The organism is Paraburkholderia sp. CI2, from assembly GCF_014201055.1.
GTDB classification, from domain to species: Bacteria; Pseudomonadota; Gammaproteobacteria; order Burkholderiales; family Burkholderiaceae; genus Paraburkholderia; species Paraburkholderia tuberum.
On record NZ_JACHDL010000017.1, the window covers coordinates 66,421 to 82,938 of the forward strand.

Annotated in this window: 15 protein-coding genes and 1 riboswitch; of the genes, 3 read left to right on the forward strand and 12 right to left on the reverse strand. The window is 67.3% G+C overall.

Translation table 11 applies throughout. The annotated features are described in order from the left end of the window. Positions 1–2: 2 nt before the first annotated feature. The 11 genes from HDG32_RS22485 to HDG32_RS22535 all read right to left on the reverse strand — a co-directional run bounded on the left by HDG32_RS22485 (position 3) and on the right by HDG32_RS22535 (position 11,019). Entirely contained in the window at positions 3–1,187 is a 1,185-nt protein-coding gene (locus HDG32_RS22485) for a beta-ketoacyl-[acyl-carrier-protein] synthase family protein (RefSeq protein ID WP_184070784.1), read from the reverse strand. Next, positions 1,184–3,643 (reverse strand): MMPL family transporter, encoded by a 2,460-nt coding sequence (locus HDG32_RS22490; RefSeq protein ID WP_184070786.1) that lies wholly within the window; start codon positions 3,641–3,643, stop codon positions 1,184–1,186. Before HDG32_RS22490 ends, HDG32_RS22485 begins: the two co-directional genes overlap by 4 nt. Next, on the reverse strand, positions 3,643–4,353 hold the full coding sequence (locus HDG32_RS22495; protein WP_184070788.1) for an outer membrane lipoprotein carrier protein LolA: 711 nt from the start codon (positions 4,351–4,353) through the stop codon (positions 3,643–3,645). Before HDG32_RS22495 ends, HDG32_RS22490 begins: the two co-directional genes overlap by 1 nt. Further along, positions 4,341–4,781 carry a thioesterase family protein gene (locus HDG32_RS22500; protein ID WP_184070790.1) on the reverse strand — a complete coding sequence of 147 codons (441 nt, stop codon included), beginning with the start codon at positions 4,779–4,781 and terminating at the stop codon, positions 4,341–4,343. The genes HDG32_RS22495 and HDG32_RS22500 overlap by 13 nt, the downstream gene beginning before the upstream one ends. A gap of 90 nt (positions 4,782–4,871) precedes the next feature. Next, positions 4,872–6,596 (reverse strand): glycosyltransferase, encoded by a 1,725-nt coding sequence (locus HDG32_RS22505; RefSeq protein WP_184070792.1) that lies wholly within the window; start codon positions 6,594–6,596, stop codon positions 4,872–4,874. Further along, a complete protein-coding gene (locus HDG32_RS22510) occupies positions 6,596–8,320 on the reverse strand; it encodes an AMP-binding protein (protein WP_184070794.1) in 1,725 nt (574 codons plus the stop codon). Before HDG32_RS22510 ends, HDG32_RS22505 begins: the two co-directional genes overlap by 1 nt. Then, a complete protein-coding gene (locus HDG32_RS22515; protein WP_184070796.1) occupies positions 8,320–8,988 on the reverse strand; it encodes a hypothetical protein in 669 nt (222 codons plus the stop codon). Before HDG32_RS22515 ends, HDG32_RS22510 begins: the two co-directional genes overlap by 1 nt. Beyond that, positions 8,988–9,239, reverse strand: coding sequence for an acyl carrier protein (locus HDG32_RS22520; RefSeq protein WP_013090186.1), 252 nt, complete (start codon positions 9,237–9,239; stop codon positions 8,988–8,990). The genes HDG32_RS22515 and HDG32_RS22520 overlap by 1 nt, the downstream gene beginning before the upstream one ends. Positions 9,240–9,241: 2 nt before the next feature. After that, positions 9,242–9,541 carry a phosphopantetheine-binding protein gene (locus tag HDG32_RS22525; protein WP_090801395.1) on the reverse strand — a complete coding sequence of 100 codons (300 nt, stop codon included), beginning with the start codon at positions 9,539–9,541 and terminating at the stop codon, positions 9,242–9,244. Beyond that, complete coding sequence (locus HDG32_RS22530; protein ID WP_184070798.1) at positions 9,516–10,310, reverse strand: 1-acyl-sn-glycerol-3-phosphate acyltransferase; 795 nt, start codon at positions 10,308–10,310, stop codon at positions 9,516–9,518. Before HDG32_RS22530 ends, HDG32_RS22525 begins: the two co-directional genes overlap by 26 nt. Next, positions 10,294–11,019, reverse strand: coding sequence for a beta-ketoacyl synthase chain length factor (locus tag HDG32_RS22535; RefSeq protein ID WP_184070800.1), 726 nt, complete (start codon positions 11,017–11,019; stop codon positions 10,294–10,296). Before HDG32_RS22535 ends, HDG32_RS22530 begins: the two co-directional genes overlap by 17 nt. Before the next feature lie 494 nt (positions 11,020–11,513). After that, positions 11,514–11,726: riboswitch (yybP-ykoY riboswitch) on the forward strand. Positions 11,727–11,737: 11 nt separating this feature from the next. On the opposite strand from HDG32_RS22535, the gene HDG32_RS22540 reads away from it, so the two are divergent. After that, positions 11,738–12,310: a TMEM165/GDT1 family protein gene (locus HDG32_RS22540; protein WP_184027431.1), complete on the forward strand. Its 573-nt coding sequence runs from the start codon at positions 11,738–11,740 to the stop codon at positions 12,308–12,310. 1 nt (position 12,311) lies between these two features. On the opposite strand, the gene HDG32_RS22545 is transcribed toward HDG32_RS22540, so the two are convergent. Further along, a complete protein-coding gene (locus tag HDG32_RS22545) occupies positions 12,312–13,007 on the reverse strand; it encodes a DUF4136 domain-containing protein (RefSeq protein ID WP_184070802.1) in 696 nt (231 codons plus the stop codon). Positions 13,008–13,329: 322 nt separating this feature from the next. On the opposite strand from HDG32_RS22545, the gene pepN reads away from it, so the two are divergent. Further along, positions 13,330–16,026 carry an aminopeptidase N gene (pepN, locus tag HDG32_RS22550; protein ID WP_184070803.1) on the forward strand — a complete coding sequence of 899 codons (2,697 nt, stop codon included), beginning with the start codon at positions 13,330–13,332 and terminating at the stop codon, positions 16,024–16,026. Between the two features lie 198 nt (positions 16,027–16,224). After that, complete coding sequence (locus HDG32_RS22555; protein WP_184070805.1) at positions 16,225–16,506, forward strand: type II toxin-antitoxin system RelE/ParE family toxin; 282 nt, start codon at positions 16,225–16,227, stop codon at positions 16,504–16,506. The last annotated feature ends 12 nt before the right edge of the window (positions 16,507–16,518 follow it).

A 16,518-nucleotide genomic window follows, 5' to 3' on the forward strand; every position in this document is an offset into this window, starting at 1 on the left:
CTTTACCGGGCGAGAATCAGGCTGACATTGCTGCCGCCGAACGCGAACGAATTGCTCATCGCGTACTGCGTGCCCGTGCCGCGCGGCAGATGGCGCGCGCCCGCGACGAGATCGAGCGCGGGCAGCGCGGGATCGGCCTCGCCGTCCCATAGATGCGGCGGCAGCGTTGCGTTCTCGCGCGCGAGCGTGAGCCACGCGAAGCCGAGTTCGGTCGCGCCGGCCGCGCCGAGCTGGTGGCCGGTCAACGGCTTGGTGCCGCTCGCGGCGACGCCGCCGGGGAACACGCGCGCCATCAGATGCGCTTCCATTTCGTCGTTCTTCCGCGTGGCGGTCGCGTGCAGATTCACATAGCCGACCGCCGAGGCCGCGATGCCCGCGTCCGCGAGCGCTTCGCGAAGCGCGAGTTCGCCACCGACGCCCTGCGGGTCCGGCGCCGAAATATGATGCGCGTCGCTCGATTCGCCGAGGCCCGCGAGCCGCACCGCCGCTTCGTCGCGGCTCATCAGGAACACGGCCGCGCCCTCGCCGACGTTGATGCCGCGGCGATTGCGGCTCATCGGATTGGTGCGCGCGCTGCTGGTCGATTCGAGCGACGCAAAGCCCTGCACCGTCAATTCGCATAGCGAATCGACACCGCCAACGACAACCGCATCGCATAGCTGCAATTGCAGCAGCCGACGCGCCGACGCGAACGCCTTCGCGCTCGACGTACACGCGGTCGAAATCGTAAACGCCGGCCCGTGCACGCCGAGCGCGGCGGCAGCGAACGGCGCGGCGGTGCCGATTTCCATTTGCCGATAGTTGAAATTGGCCGGCAACGCGCCGGCTCGTGCGTGATAGACGAACGCGGTTTCGGCCGCCTCGATGCCCGACGTGCTGGTGCCGAGCACGACGCCGATGCGCTGCGGGCCGTAGCGCTCGCGCGCGGCTTCGAACGCGGGCGCGATCTGCGCGAGCGCCGCGAGCAGCAGCCGGTTGTTGCGGCAGTCGTAGCGCGCGAGGTCGGCGCGCGGCGCGAGATCGAGCGGCGCGAGCACGCTGCCGACGAACGCGTCGCCGATACCGGTATGCACGTTGCCCATGCCGGGCGAGCGCGCGGCGGCGAGCGCCGGCACGATCTCGTCGACGTCGCCGCCGAGCGCGTTGATCATGCCTAGCGCGTGCAAATAAACTGTTGGCGCTTTCATGCCGCCCTCCGTGGTTCCGATGACTTGCCCGAGCGCGCTGCCGATGGCATGCCGAGAGGCGCGAGCAGCACCGCCACCGCGATGCCGAGCGCGAGCGTGGTGCCGAAGCTTTTGAGCGCGGGCATCGCGCTCACGCCGAGCATGCCGAACGACAACAACGTGGTCGCCGCCGACAGCAGCACGCCGGTCCACACCGCGCCGAGATCCGCCTCTGCGCGCGCGCAGCCTTCGCGCAGGAACACCGCATAGTTTGCGCCGACGCCAAGCACCAGCATCAGCGCGAGCCAGTTGAACAGATTGAGCGGCACGCCCGCGTAGCCGAACACCGCCAGCGCGACGCCGACCGCGAACAGCACCGGCAAGGTCGTGGCGATACCCCCGCGCGCCCCGTAGCGCAGCATCAGCAGCACGCACACGAGCACGAGCGCGCCGCCGAGCCACCAGCCGCTATCCACGCGATACGCGCCGAACAGCCTCGACACGCTCGCGGCCTTATCGACGAACACGACGCCGGGCAGGCCGCGCGCGAGCGCGATCAGCGCGGGCTCGTTGCGCGGCGTCACGCCTTGCGGGATCACGACGGCCGCGTAGCCAGATTGATGAGCCCGATTCTTGTCATTCGATCCCGCCGCGCCGAGCCACAGATGCCGATACGGCTGCGACCACGGCGCCGCGAGCCAGCGCTCGACGGTCAGCGGCGCGGGCGGCTGAGCGAAGCCGGCGAGCCACGCATCGGCGACTTCGTCCTTGAAGCCCGCTTGCAGCAGCGTCGCACGCAACGCGGCGAAGTCGCCGAACACATGCCGCGCGAGCAGCGCGCGATCCTCGCGCTGACGTTGCGCGGACGGCACGAACTGCGCGACCGACTGGTAGCCGCCGACGCTATCGGCGCTGCCGTTCAGCGCATCGAGCTTCGCACCGAGCGCTTCGGCGCGTTGCAGCACCGCTTCCTGGGTCGCGCCGCGCACGACGAAAAACTGCGCGCTGTTATCGACGCCGACCGCCTCGCGCACCGTGTCTTCCTGCGCGGCCAGCGACGCATCGCGCTGGATCAGCAGATGGATGTCGTCGTCGCTGCTCAGACGCAGCCAACCGGGCACCGACGCGATCAGCAGCAGCGCGGCGACCAGCCAGGCGCGCTTGCCGCCGAGCGCATGCTGCCAGCGCGCGAGCAGCCGCGCCGCGCTCGCGAACAGGCGCCGAGGGCTGTGCTTCGGCGCGCGCGTGAGCAGCGCGGGCAGCAGCGACAGTACCGACGCGAACGCGGTCGTAATGCCCACCATCGCGAAGCACGCGATCTGCTTCAACGCGGGGAACGGCACCCACATCAGGATCGCGTAGCCGAGCAGGCTCGTCGCCAGCGCAACGCCCAGCGCGGGCCGTACCCTCCGCGCGCCGAGCCGCGCATCCCAGTCGCGGCCCGCGCCGAGATAGACGACGAAATACTGGATCGAGTAATCGACAGCCTCGCCGATCAGGCTCGCGCCGAACACGAGCGTCAACAGATGCAGCTTGCCGAAGATCAGCAGCGTCGCCGCGAGCGCGCAGACGATGCCGAGCGCGGTCGATACGAAGCCGAGCAGCAACAGACGCGGCGAGCGGAACACCCACATCATCAGCAGCGCGATGCCGGCGAGCGACGCGATGCCGATCACGTGCACCTCGTGTTCGGAAGCGCTGCGCGCGGCCTCGGCGTAGAACACGGCGCCCGTGCGTGCAACCGATACGTCGGGAAACGTCTGACGCAACGCGCTTTGCGCATCGGCGAGCGCCGCGTGTACCGCGCGCTGCGTCTTCGTTTCGTAGGCGGAGCCCGGCAGGGTCGCGATGACCAGCACGCTGGTCATGTCGCCATGCGCGTCGTGACGATGCGACACCAGCAGGTTGTCCTCGACTTCGAGATTCGACGTCGCGAGCGGCAGATTGCCGAGCCAGCGTTCGAGCCAGCCGAACGGATCGTCGGCGAGCTGCGTACTGAGGCCGCCTTGCAGCGGGCTGTAGATGCGCTGCGCGAGCATGTCGTGCAGCGTCGTCGCGCTCGCGGTCGCGAGCGCGCTGCGATCGGCCGGCGCGAGCAGGCCGAAGCGGTATGGCAGATACAGCGCCGAGATCTGCGACAGGTCGAACGGCGGCAGTTCAGCCGTCACCGATGCGAATGCGCCGCTCTTTTGCAGCGACGCGCCTAACTGCTTCGCGGCCGCTTTCGCGTGCGCATCGTCGCGGCTCGTGACGAGCAGCACGGTGCGATCGCCGAGCGCGCTCGCGAGCGTGTCGACCGCTTTCTCGGCGACCGGGTCCGCTTCGGTCGCGGGCAGCAGCGCGAGCAGATTGGTTTCGAGCGGCGACGCTCCGGCGAAGCGCCAGCCGCAATACAGCGCCGCCAGCAGCGCGAGCACGAGCCATGCGGCGCGCACGCCCCACGCATGTTTCGCGGTTCGCTGCTGCGGCATGTCCATCACGGCGCTCCGAACAGGCTGCGCTCGTCCGGCGTCGGCTCGGCAACGGCCATGCTGTTCGCGAACTCGAGCTTCGTCACGTCGCCGTTCGCGAGCGTGATGCGCAGGTTTTGCAGATAATCGCCGCCGCTCATGTCGAGGCCCTTGATCGATTGCGCGAGCTGCGGTTGATTCGGCGTGAGTCGCATGCGCCATTGCGCGGCGCTGCCTTCGGCGCTCACGTCGAACTGCGAGTACAGCGCCGACAGATCGCCGCCGAGCATCGCGCGCATCATCTTCGACACTTGCGCGACGCCGCGGCTGCCCTGCGCGCTATGCGTGCTCACGCGGCGGCCGCTGGCGTCGAGTTGCGCGACGCCAGCGTCGGTGATCACGTAGGTGGCCTTGTACGGCGTGTCGATCCGCCAGATCACGCCGCGCTCGCGGAAGAACAGCAAGGTGCCGTTGCTGACGAGCGGCTGCTTCATCGCGGCAAGCGTCTGCGTCTGCGTGAACTGCGCGCGCACGCCCTTGGGCTGCGCGAGACGCGCGGCGATCTGCGAGACGAGCGCGGCGTTGGCGTTGCTGGCGGCGTTGGCGGCTGGAGCCGTATTGCTGGCGGTGGCCGCATCGGCCGACGCCGCTGCCAATGCAAGCGCCCCGATTGCGACGATCGCCCCCGCCAGCCGCAACACGAGCGCTCCCAGCGCGCACCGGTTCACCGTCCCCATACGCGCTCCAGCTTTTCGAATACGACCGGCGGCGACACGAACTGCAATTCCTCGGTGGCGGCATCGACGGCGACCTGGACCGTATAGCCCTTCGTGAGCCGCGCGCCCGATGCGAAATCGACGATTTCATAGCCTATTTTCAGGCGGTTTTCGTATTCGAGCAGTTGCGCGCGCACCTCGATCTTCTGTCCGTACACGGCGGCCCGCACGTACCTCAGATGCGCCTCGACGATCGGCCACAGATAGCCGGACGCCCGCATCTCGCGATAGTCGTAGTCGAACGCGCGCAACAGCGCCGCGCGGCCCAACTCGAAGTACTTCAGATAATTGCCGTGCCAGCACACGTTCATTGCGTCGACGTCGTGAAACGGCACTTCGACGGTCGCGCTCGCGGCGAGCACGTGCTGCGTTTTCGCGGGCTCGCTCATGCGTTGACTCCTTGGCGATCGGCAGCGGCACCGGCATCCACATGCGCCGCGGCACTCGTAACAGCGCGTGCGTGCCGCACATCGTTCAGATCATGGTCGGCCATTCGCGCCTCGCTCGGGGCTGGCCCAGAAATCGAAGAAATTGAACCATTGGTAAGGGGCCTTGCGGCAATAGTGTTCGAGGCGCAGCGCGTAGCGTTGCGCCCACGCTGCCAGATGCTGCGCGCGTTCGCGGCGCGGCAGCTCGATGCGCTCGGCGAACGGCTCGAAATACATGCGGTAACCGTCGCGTTCCTTCAGGCAGAAGAACAGGTAGACCGGACAGCCGAGCGCATGCGCGAGCACGTAGGGTCCTTGCGCGAACCGCGCGCTCGCGCCGAGAAATTGCGCGTCGGTGGTGCGTCCCGCCTCGCGCGCCGGCACCCGATCGCCGACGATCACCAGCAGCTCGCCCGCATCGATGCGCTGCTGCATCAGCACCGCCGTCTCGGGACCGAAGTCGCCGACTTCGAGCAGATGCCGCGCGAAGTCGCGATTCGACGACGCCAGCACCTCATTGAAGCGGCGCGCGTGCCCGGTATAGACGACCGCCGTGACCTTCGCGTGTTCGCCGCGGATGGCGAGCGCGCGCATCATCTCCAGATTGCCGAGGTGCGCGCCGATCACGAGCGCGCCCTTGCCGCTCGCGATCAGTGCTTCGAACGCCGCAGGATCGTCGAACGTGACGTCGGTGTCGTCGACGCGGCCGGTCCATGCGGCGAGCTTGTCGAAGCCCGATTGCGCGAACGCGAGCATATGGCGATACGCGGACAGCCAGCCCGGGCGCGGCGTATCCGCCGACGGCGCGACCGCGCTCAGATGCGCGAAGTAGTTGTCCGACGCGGCGCGCGCCGCGCGGCCCGTCAGCAGAAAATACGCGACGACCGGATGCAGCCACAGCGCGGTGAAGCGGCGGCCGAACAGCTTGCAGCTCAGCGCGAGCAGGCTCATGCCGAGGCGGCTGCCGCGTTCGGCGATGCGCCACCAGGCTTCGGGCCGGGCTTCATCGGCGGCGTCGGCCAGCGCGCCGCGGCGCGGCATCAGCTTGTGCGCGAGCAGCATCGGCAGACGCCACAGCATCCCGAACACGAGCCGCGTATGGCTGCGGCTGATTCGGACGTTGTCCCACAGCACGTCGAAATGCGACACGCCGTCGGCCGCGTAGGTCACGCGCGTCGGGATCGAGCGGAACGCGGCGCGGCGCCAGTAGAGACGCACGAGGATCTCGATGTCGAAGTCCATGCGCGTGGGCAGTCGCACGCTGTCGATCAGCTCGCACGCGAGCGCGAGCGGATACAGACGAAAGCCGCACATCGAATCGCGAATCGTCAGCGACAGCGTCTCGATCCACACCCACACGTGGGTCAGATAGCGGCCGTACAGACGTGCCTTCGGCACGCTGTCGTCGTAGACCGGACGGCCGAGAATCACCGCGCCGGGTTCGACGCGCGCGGCATCGATGAAGCGCGGCACGTCGGTCGCATCGTGCTGGCCGTCGGCGTCGATCTGCAGCGCGTGCGTGTAGCCCGCGGCGCGCGCGGCGCGCAGGCCCGCCATCACTGCCGCGCCCTTGCCGCCGTTTGCCGGCAGACGCAGCAGCGTCATCTGCTGCGCGTATTGCAGCGCGAGCGCGGCGAGTACCCGCCGGGTCGGCGCGTCGCTGCCGTCGTCGACGACGAAGATCGGCAGGCCGTGCACCGCGAGATGCGCGACGCTCGCACCGATCGCGTCCTTGTGGTTGTAGATCGGAATGACGATGCAGGGCGCGAACGTCATCACGCGTCCTCCCGATGCACGAGCAAGCCCGACGCGCATTCGCGTCCGTCGAGCCGGTACGCGAACTGCACACGCCGGCGCGCGGCATCATAGGCGAGCGTGAGCTCGAGCACCGCACCGGGCGACACCGGCGCCATGAACTTCAGGCGGTCGACCGATGCCACCTCTCGCACGCGCGGCCAATGCCCGGCCGCGAGCCGCGCTGCCCAGTCGACCTGCACGACGCCCGGCAGAATCGGCAGACCCGGAAAGTGGCCGGCGAAATGCTGGAGTGACTGCGGCACGCGCAGCACGTAGTGCAGCGTGTCGCCTACGCGCATGTCGCCGACGCGCATGTCGCCGACGCGCGTTTCGGCGAGCACTTCCATGCCCTCGGCGAGCGGCGCGAACGCGGCCGCAACCGCGCTCGCGGGCAGCTTGCCGCGCGCGTCGAATGGCAGGCTCACGCGAAAACGCCAATGACGCGGCAGCACGACCGCATCGAAGTAATCGGCCAGATGCCGGCGCAGCGTTTTCGCCAGCGCGACGCGGCCTTCGTCGCGCAACGCAGCGCCGCCCGCTTCGGTCAGCGCGACCACCGCGCCGACGCGTTCGCGCGACGCGCCTATGAGCGGCACCAGCGCCGCCTGCGCGACATACGGATGCAGCGCGAGACGCGCCTCGAGTTCCGGCAGCGAGACGCGCTTGCCGCCGAGCTTCAGCACGCGGTCGAGGCGCCCTTGCAAGCGGAAGCGCCCGTCGGCATCGAACGCGATGCGATCGCCGGTGCGATGCCAGCCGTCGTGGTCGAGATGCGGCGAGCGCACGCACAGCGCGCCGTCGTCGTCGCGGCGCACCTCGGCGCCGGCGACCGGCTGCCACGCGTCGCCCTGATCCTGACGCCGCCACGCGATCCCGCCGGTTTCCGTGCTGCCGTAGATTTCGAGCGGCGCCGCGCCGTAGCTCGCCGCATAGGCCTGCGCGGCGTCGGCAGCGAGCGGGCCACCCGACGAAAAGAACGCGCGCGGCGCGGGCGTAAGCGCGGCGAAGCCCGGCAACGCGGGCCAACGCGACAGCTGCGCGGGCGTCGACACCACCGCCGTCGCGCCGCATTGCGCGATGCGCGCCTGCAGCTGCAGCGGCTCGACGCCGATCGCGCGATCGAACGCGCGGCCGGCCGCGAGCGGCCACAACACGCGAAACAGCAAACCGTAGATGTGGTGATGCGGCACGCTCGCGAGCATCGTCGCGTCGCCGAGCAATGCGCCCCATTGCCGTTCAAGCGTGCGGACTTCGGCGTTGAATTGCGCGAGCGTCTTGCGGATCGGCTTCGGCGTGCCGCTGCTGCCGGATGTGTAGAGCGTCATCGGCGCATGGGCGTCGATCGGGTGGGCGGTGTGAGCCGTGCGATGCGTCGCTGCGACGAACGGCGGCAGATCCGCATCCGTCAGCAGGAAGTCGTAGGCGTGCGCGAGATCGGCGAGATAGCCCGGCGTTGCATTGGCCGGAATCACCGGCTCCTTGCCGCACGCGAACAGCGCGAACAATGCGCAGGCGAACTCGAACGGATCGTCGATGCAGAGCGCGCAGCGCCGCGCGTCGGGCGTTCGCACGAGCTCGATCAAGCCCTCGACGCGCGCGCGAAACGCCGCGCGATCGAGCAGCACGGCGCCATCTCGGCACACCGGTGCGGCGCACGTCGCAAGCGCGGGATCGGCCGACAACAGATCGTGCAACGCGAGCATCAGGCGGCCTCCGAATCCGCTCGCGCGGCGCGCGGCAGCACGAACAGACGTCGCCATACGTATTCGCCCGCCAGCAGCGCGCCGATCAGTGCATAGGCGATCGCGCCGTTGTACAGCGACCAGGCCGCGCGGCTCCAATAGAGCGCGGTGTAGACGGAAACCGCGCCGTTCAGCACGAAGAAAACGCACCAGACCTGGGTCACGCGCCGCGTATGGCGCACCGCACCCGGCGGCAGATCGGGACTGCCGAGGCGCGCAAATTTTTCGATCATCGACGGCCCGCGCACGAGCGTCGCGCCGAACGCGATCAGCAAACCGAGATTGACGAGCGACGGATAGAAGCGCAGCAGCAGCTCGCTATCGGTGACGACGATCATCGCCGATGCGCAGCTCAGCATCGCCACCACGCTCCAGTCGAGCGTGGAAAGCTGCCGCAGCGACATCGCAACCGGACCGCCACCGGCCCAGCGCTGCAGCCATAAACTCACCAGCAGCATGCCGCCGACGAGACGCGGCGCGTCCCAGCGCCATGCGCACAAGATCAGCGCGGGGTAAGCGAGTTTCAGCAGCACCTGCACGACGGTCCTGCTCCAGTGAGGCCGCGCGTCGGATTCGCTTGCGGCGGGACGTGGCTGCGACATCTGCGTGCGCGGGTGCGCGACCGGCATCAGCCTTGCGCCGCGAGCAGCGATTCGACCGCGCCGATCACGTCGCCGACCGTGCGCACGGATTTGAAGTTCTCCGGCTTGATGCGGCGGCCGGTCATCTCCTGCAGCTTGATCGCGAGATCGACCGCGTCGATGCTGTCGAGATCGAGGTCTTCGAAAAGGTGAGCGTCGGGCGTCACGCGCTGCGGCTCGATCGCGAAGTTTTCCTGAAAGATCGCGCGGATGCGCTCAAGAATCTCAGTCTCGGTCACGATTAAACCCCCTTCCTTGCGGTTTCGTTCGCAGCGTGCGCCGCTTCGCGCTGACTCTCGACCAACGCGGCAAGCGTGTTGATCGAGCGAAAGTGCTCGCGCGTGCGTTCGTCGTTCGCCACGATGGTCAATTGGTATTGTTTGCGCAGCACGATGCCGATTTCGAGCGCGTCGATCGAATCGAGACCGATGCCGTCGGAACCGAACAACGGGGCGTCGTCGTCGATATCGGCGGGGCTCAGGTCTTCGAGATCGAGGGCTTCGATCAGAAGCTTTTTAATTTCCAGTTTTAAAGAATCCATAGTCGAACAGGTGCTGGGTAATGTGGGCTTCTACGGCATTCGTCACGCTGCGCGCCGCGATGGCCGCGGTGGTGTCGTGCGCGGCCAGCTCGTCGACGCCAAGCGGCGCGAGCACGTTCACGCGCATCCGGAAAGCGCGCACCGGCACGTCGTACCAGCGCATCTGCCGCGTGAACGCGGGCGGATCGCAATCCATCAATACCGGCACGATCGGCGCGCCGGCCTTCAACGCCATGTGCGCGAATCCTCGCGAGAACGCGTGCAGCCGGTTCGGCGCCGGGCTGCGCGTGCCTTCCGGAAAAATGATCATCGTATAGCCGGCCGCGAGCTGCTTCGCGCCGGCCTCGACGAGCGCGATCGCGTCCGCGTTGCTCACGTATTCGGCCGCGCGCACGATGCCCCAGAAACACGGGTTGTGCCAGTGCGCGTGCTTCACGACGCAGCACGCGCGCGGCGTCAACGACAGCAGAACCATCACGTCGAGGTAAGTCGGGTGATTCGCGACGACGATCGCCGGCCCGCCCGCGCGCAACGCCTCCGCGCCGGACACTTCGAGTTCCATCACGCCGAGACCGCGCAGCACCGCGACGAGCGCGCGGAAAAACCGCTGAATCACGACGGTCACCGCGCGCTGCCGCGACGCGCGATGCGGCCACAGCCACGCGAGCGGAAACACGAGTACCGAAAACAGCACGCCGCACACGCCGAACGCGACGAAAGCGAGGCCAGTCGCGCAAAAACGCCACGCGTAATCAAGCCGCGCGCTCATCCCACCTCCAGTGCCACAGCGCGCCGGCGCGCTGCCAGCGCGCGGGCTGGCCGGTTTCGAGGCAGTGCAGCAGCGCCTGGCTCTGGGTCGGAAAGCTCGGGGCGTCGCTCAACGCGGATCGCGGGTCGCCGCGTTGCTCGGCCACCTCCTCGTCAGCGCGGGTCAAAGAGCAAACAACGTGCCCAGCCGACGCATCTTTGTCGAGCAACACCGCGATAGCACCGCCGTGCACTTCGTCTTCGATCGTGCCGTACGCGAGATCGGCCGGTTCGTCGGCATACACGAGCAGCACCGGCGCATCCGGTTGCGTCGCGTATTGCGCGTACGCTTCGAGCAGTGCATAGCCGAGCGTCTGCGCGCCAGCCGATACCGCGCTCGCGGCCGAGCGGTCGCCGCGCGCAATCCCGAACACGCCGGTCATCGCGTTCAACACCGACAGGCTGAAGGCGGTCGGCGATACCGGCTCGCCGGCGCTGATGCTGCGCAGGATGTCGGTGGTACGCCGCAACTCCCCGTGCCGCGAAGCGAACACCACGCGCGCGGGTTCCTGCGCGACGCAGTCGTGCGCGACCTTGAGCGCCAGCTTGGACAGCGTGCTGAGACGCCGCCGCACGATCGGCTCGATGAAGCCGATATCGGGTGCGGCAGACGAGGTAGCCGGCCAGCTGGACCAGCGACCGACCGGAATGGTCCAGTGCAGATCGGGCATATTGGTGTTCGCGCGTGGAAACGGGGAAGGGGCTCAAGCGCCTGACGGAATACACAGCCGTCACGGCGGGCGCCGCCGCGCGGATCGGGAAGTTCCAACCCGGGACCGACCAGTCTGCCTGTCAGGGAATGCAGCACCGGCGATCGGGCCCGATTTGTCAGGCGCCCCTGACAATCGGTGTAGTGGATAGCGGCTCGGGCTCCTTTTGTGGCCGAATAGTACCGGGTATTTTGAATCAGATCGGCGAGGAAAGACGTATCCATCTGTATCCGCGCCTGTCACGCAACACATTGTTAGACGATTTGACAAGACCGGCTGCGACGACGCACCGGAAGGCGATCTCGTGCGTCGGCGCTGGCGCGACAACGCCGCCGGAACCGACGAAAAACCTTTCATTCGTCTTTCTTCGAATAAGCCGCAGAGCGAAAACACCGACGCCGCGTCGTCCGTGCAAACAACATTCGTGGCAACGATGCGCCCGCGCCTGCTATACTCCGGCCCTCATTGGGGAGTAGCCGCCCCGCGGCACGTCCGCACCGCTTCGCCGGTGCGTCGCACGTGTGGTTCGCGGGGGCGCCTGTCAACAGACTTGGCCTGCACGGCCATGGCAGTCGCAGCCTCTGGCCTGGCGAGACCGATGATCCACACGCGCCGCAACAGGGTCCGGCGTGTCGTGGGTCGTCGCTCGTTCATCTTCGGCCCGAGGAATCCATTCAACGTGAATCAAGCTTTTCTGATTTCGACCGGAGCGGTCGCGCTCGCCGAGATCGGCGACAAGACGCAACTGCTCTCGCTCGTGCTGGCCGCGCGCTATCGCAAGCCCGTGCCGATCATTCTCGGCGTGCTCACGGCGACGCTGATCAATCACGCGGGAGCCGGCGCGCTCGGCGCGTGGCTCGGCTCGATGCTGACGCCGACCATCATGCGCTGGGCGCTGGCGGCGTCGTTTATCGGCATGGGGCTGTGGATTCTCGTGCCCGACAAGCTCGACGACGAGGAAGCCAACACGAACCGCACGCACTTCGGGGTGTTCGGCGCGACGGTCGTCACGTTCTTCCTCGCGGAAATGGGCGACAAGACACAGATTGCGACGGTCGCCCTCGCCGCGCGCTTTCACGATTTCTTCGGCGTGGTGGCCGGCACGACGCTCGGCATGATGATCGCGAACGTGCCGGCGATCCTGCTCGGCGACCGCTTCGCGCATCGTCTGCCGACCAGGCTCGTGCACGGCATCGCCGCGGTGATGTTCGTGGTGCTGGGCGCGATGGCGTTGTTCGGGGTCGGGGTCTGAGCTACTGCGCGGCCTTCGGCGCCGACGCCGCGCCCGCGGGGGGCGTGGCCGCCGGCAGCGACACTTCGTTGGCGTCCGCGCCGCCACCGCCGCCGAGCGGAATCTTCACGGTGTGCACCGCGCCGTTGGCCAGCGGGAAATCAGCCAGCGCGCTACGCGCCAGATATGGCATTGCCCGCACCAGCGACGACTCCTCGCCGACATTGCGCGCCGTGACGTTGTAGACCTCCCGGCCGCTCGCGCGCTCGGTGATCCGGATGCCGAGCAGATGCGTGAACACCGGATAGCTCTGGTTCACGTACGTCGCCGGGAAAGGCCCCCACGGTCCCCACATATCGAACGGCCGGCCCCAGTAAGGACCGGGCCACGGGTTGTAGTAGACCGGCTGCGCGACGGTCACGATGTCCGAGCGGATGCCATAGGCGAGCTCGACCAGATAGCGCGCGTCGTCGTGCGAGACTTCGCGGAACGCGTGCAAGGCGAGCTCGTTCGCGACGATCCGCTCGTACGCGCTCAGCTCGAGATTGTTCTTCTGATCCTCGTGCCGCGTGAACGCATAGGTGCGCGTCGCGTCGCTTCCGCTCCAGTCCGAGAACGCCGTGACCTGCGTGGTCACGTAGGTCGTGCAGCCGGACAGCAGCGCCGTCAGCGCGACGAACAGCAGCGCGACGCGGCGGGTCCATCGATCGATGTTCATGGTCTGCCTCGTGATGCCTCTGATTGCATCTATTCTGCTTCAGTTAAAACTCTGCTTCAGTCGAGATTATTCCGTCGCGCGATCCGCTGCCCGGCGGACGATGCCGGCGCTCTGCCACGCGCGGCGCCCGATAATACGCTGACCTCGCCAGCCGGTAAAAGGTTCTTCCCCTGTCCGTCGAAAGCGGCAGCGCTACCCGGCGCCGAGACTCGGCCCCTTCCCTTCCGCACGATTGCCCGAGGCTTTGTACAATGAGTCGACCAAGCCCGGCTCGCGCGCCGTTTGCGCGCCCGACCGCTCGAGTACACCACCACAGAACGCCATGGCCGATACCGCAACGCCCAATGTGATCCGCCGCGCCGATTACGCGCCGCCCGCCTTCCTGATCGACACCGTCGCACTGGAGTTCGATCTGGTCCCCGAACGCACGGTCGTCAGGAACACGATGCACGTTCGCCGCAACCCGGATGCGTCGCGCGCCGCGCATCTCGAACTGATGGGCGAGCAACTGGAGTTCGTCAGCGCCGCGATCGACGGCAAGCCATTCCCGAACGCGCACCCCCACGAGCACGGCCTGCTGCTCGACGACGTGCCGGACAGCTTCGAGCTGACCCTCACCAGCATCTGCAATCCCGCGGAAAACACCACGCTGTCGGGGCTGTATGTGTCGAGCGGCAACTTCTTCACGCAGTGCGAGGCCGAGGGCTTTCGCCGCATCACCTATTTCCTCGACCGCCCCGACGTGATGGCGAGCTTCACGGTCACGCTGCGCGCGAGCAAGGCCGACTATCCGGTGCTGCTGTCGAACGGCAATCTTCTGGAACAAGGCGAGTTGCCCGACGGCCGCCATTTCGCGCGCTGGGAAGACCCGTTCAGGAAGCCGAGCTATCTGTTCGCGCTCGTCGCGGGCAAGCTCGTCGCGCTCGAAGAACGCGTGAAGACCGGCTCAGGCAAGGAAAAGCTGCTGCAGGTCTGGGTCGAGCCGCACGATCTTGACAAGACCCGTCACGCGATGGATTCGCTGATCCACTCGATCCGCTGGGACGAACAGCGCTTCGGGCTCGAGCTCGATCTGGACCGCTTCATGATCGTCGCGGTCAGCGACTTCAACATGGGCGCGATGGAGAACAAGGGGCTCAACATCTTCAACACGAAGTACGTGCTCGCGAACCCCGAAACGGCCACCGACACCGACTTCTCGAACATCGAGGCGGTGGTCGGTCACGAGTACTTCCACAACTGGACCGGCAATCGCGTGACCTGCCGCGACTGGTTCCAGCTGAGCCTGAAGGAAGGCCTGACGGTGTTCCGCGACCAGGAGTTCTCGGCCGACATGGCGGGCGGCGCCACCGACGAAGCCGCGCGCGCGACCAAGCGCATCGAGGACGTGCGGGTGCTGCGCCAGATGCAGTTCGCCGAGGACGCGGGCCCGATGGCGCATCCGGTGCGCCCGGAAAGCTACGTCGAGATCAACAACTTCTACACGATGACCGTCTACGAGAAAGGCTCGGAAGTCGTGCGGATGTATCAGACGCTGTTCGGCCGCGACGGCTTTCGCCACGGCATGGACCTGTACTTCAAGCGTCACGACGGCCAGGCCGTGACCTGCGACGACTTCCGTCACGCGCTCGCCGACGCGAACGGCCGCGACCTCGCGCAGTTCGAGCGCTGGTATAGCCAGGCCGGCACGCCGCGCGTGTCGGTGCGCACGCGCTACGACGCCGCGCAGCAGCGCTACGGCGTGACACTGCGCCAGGGCTACGGCGATGCCGTGCCGGCCGCGCGCGAAACGCAGAAGGGGCCGCTGCTGATTCCGTTCGCGATCGGTCTGATCGGCAAGGACGGCCGCGATCTGCCGCTGCAGCTCGACGGCGAGGCGAAGGCGTCGGAGTCGACCACGCGCGTGCTCGAATTCACGCAGACCGAGCAGACCTTCACGTTCGTCAACGTCGGGCAGGAACCGCTGCCGTCGCTGCTACGCAATTTCTCGGCGCCGGTGATCGTCGAATACGACTACACGGGCGAACAGCTCGCGTTCCTGCTCGCGCACGACAGCGATCCGTTCAACCGCTGGGAAGCCGGCCAGCGGCTTGCCACGCGCGAGTTGCTCGCGCTGGCCGCGCGCGCGGCCACGGGCGCGGCGCTGCAGTTCGACGACTCGGTGGTCGCCGCGTTCGCGCGCGTTTTGACCGACGAGACGCTCTCGCCGGCGTTCCGCGAGCTCGCACTGATGCTGCCGTCCGAAGCGTATCTCGCCGAGCAGATGGCCGAATCGAATCCGGCCGCGGTGCACGCGGCACGGCAGTTCGTGCGCAAGCGCCTCGCGAATGCGCTGCGTGACGACTGGCTGAAGGTCTACGAGCAGCATCGCACGCCGGGCGCCTATGAAACGACGCCCGAGGCCGCCGGTCATCGCGCGCTGAAGAATCTGGCGCTGTCGTATCTGACCGAACTCGACGACTCCGCGGACGCCGTGCGTCTCGCGGCCGCGCAATATGAAACCGCGAACAACATGACCGACCGCGCGGCCGCGCTGTCGGCACTGCTCAACGCGGCCGCGCCGCAAGGCGGCAGCCCCGAGGCGCAGCACGCGCTCGACGACTTCTATCGACGCTTCGAGAAGGAGCCGCTCGTCATCGACAAATGGTTCGCGTTGCAGGCCACCCAGCGCGGCGGCGCACGACATCCGGTGATCGATACGGTGCGCAAGCTGATGACGCATCCGGCCTTCAACCTGAAGAACCCGAACCGGGCGCGTTCGCTGATTTTCAGCTTCTGCGCGGCCAACCCCGCACAGTTCCACGCGGCAGATGGCTCCGGCTACGCATTCTGGGCCGAGCAGGTGATCGCGCTCGACGCGCTCAATCCGCAGGTGGCCGCGCGCCTCGCGCGCTCGCTCGAACTGTGGCGACGCTTCACGCCGGCGCTGCGCGACAGCATGCGCGCGGCGCTCGAGAAAGTGGCCGCACAGGTCAAGTCGCGCGACGTGCGCGAGATCGTCGAGAAGGCGTTGGCGTGATGCCTCTCTGAGTTCCCGGGTCACATCGGAAAGCCGGCACGCGTTGCCGGCTTTTTTTTTCGCGCTGTTTTCAGCTGCGTTCACGCGCTCGTGTCGCGCCGTTAGCCGTTTGGCCGACTGTTCATCGGACCTCGCCGGGCAGAAAGTATACGTACAGGTTTGATGGTTTACATTTAACGCAGCACGTTATACGATTCGATGATCACGACATTCGCAGACAAGGCCACCGCAAGAATTTTCCAGGGCAGGTTCGTGCATTCGTTGCCACGCTCGATCCAGACGCTAGCGCATCGCAAGTGGCTGATGATCGACGCCGCGAGCTCCGTCTCGAATTTGCACGCGCCGCCCGGAAACCGGCTCGAAGCCTTGCAAGGCCAGCGCAGCGGGCAATGGAGCATCCGCATCAATGCGCAGTGGCGCATCTGTTTTTACTTCGTCGGCGAGAACGCGCTGAATGTCGTGATCATCGACTATCACTGACTACTGGGAGAC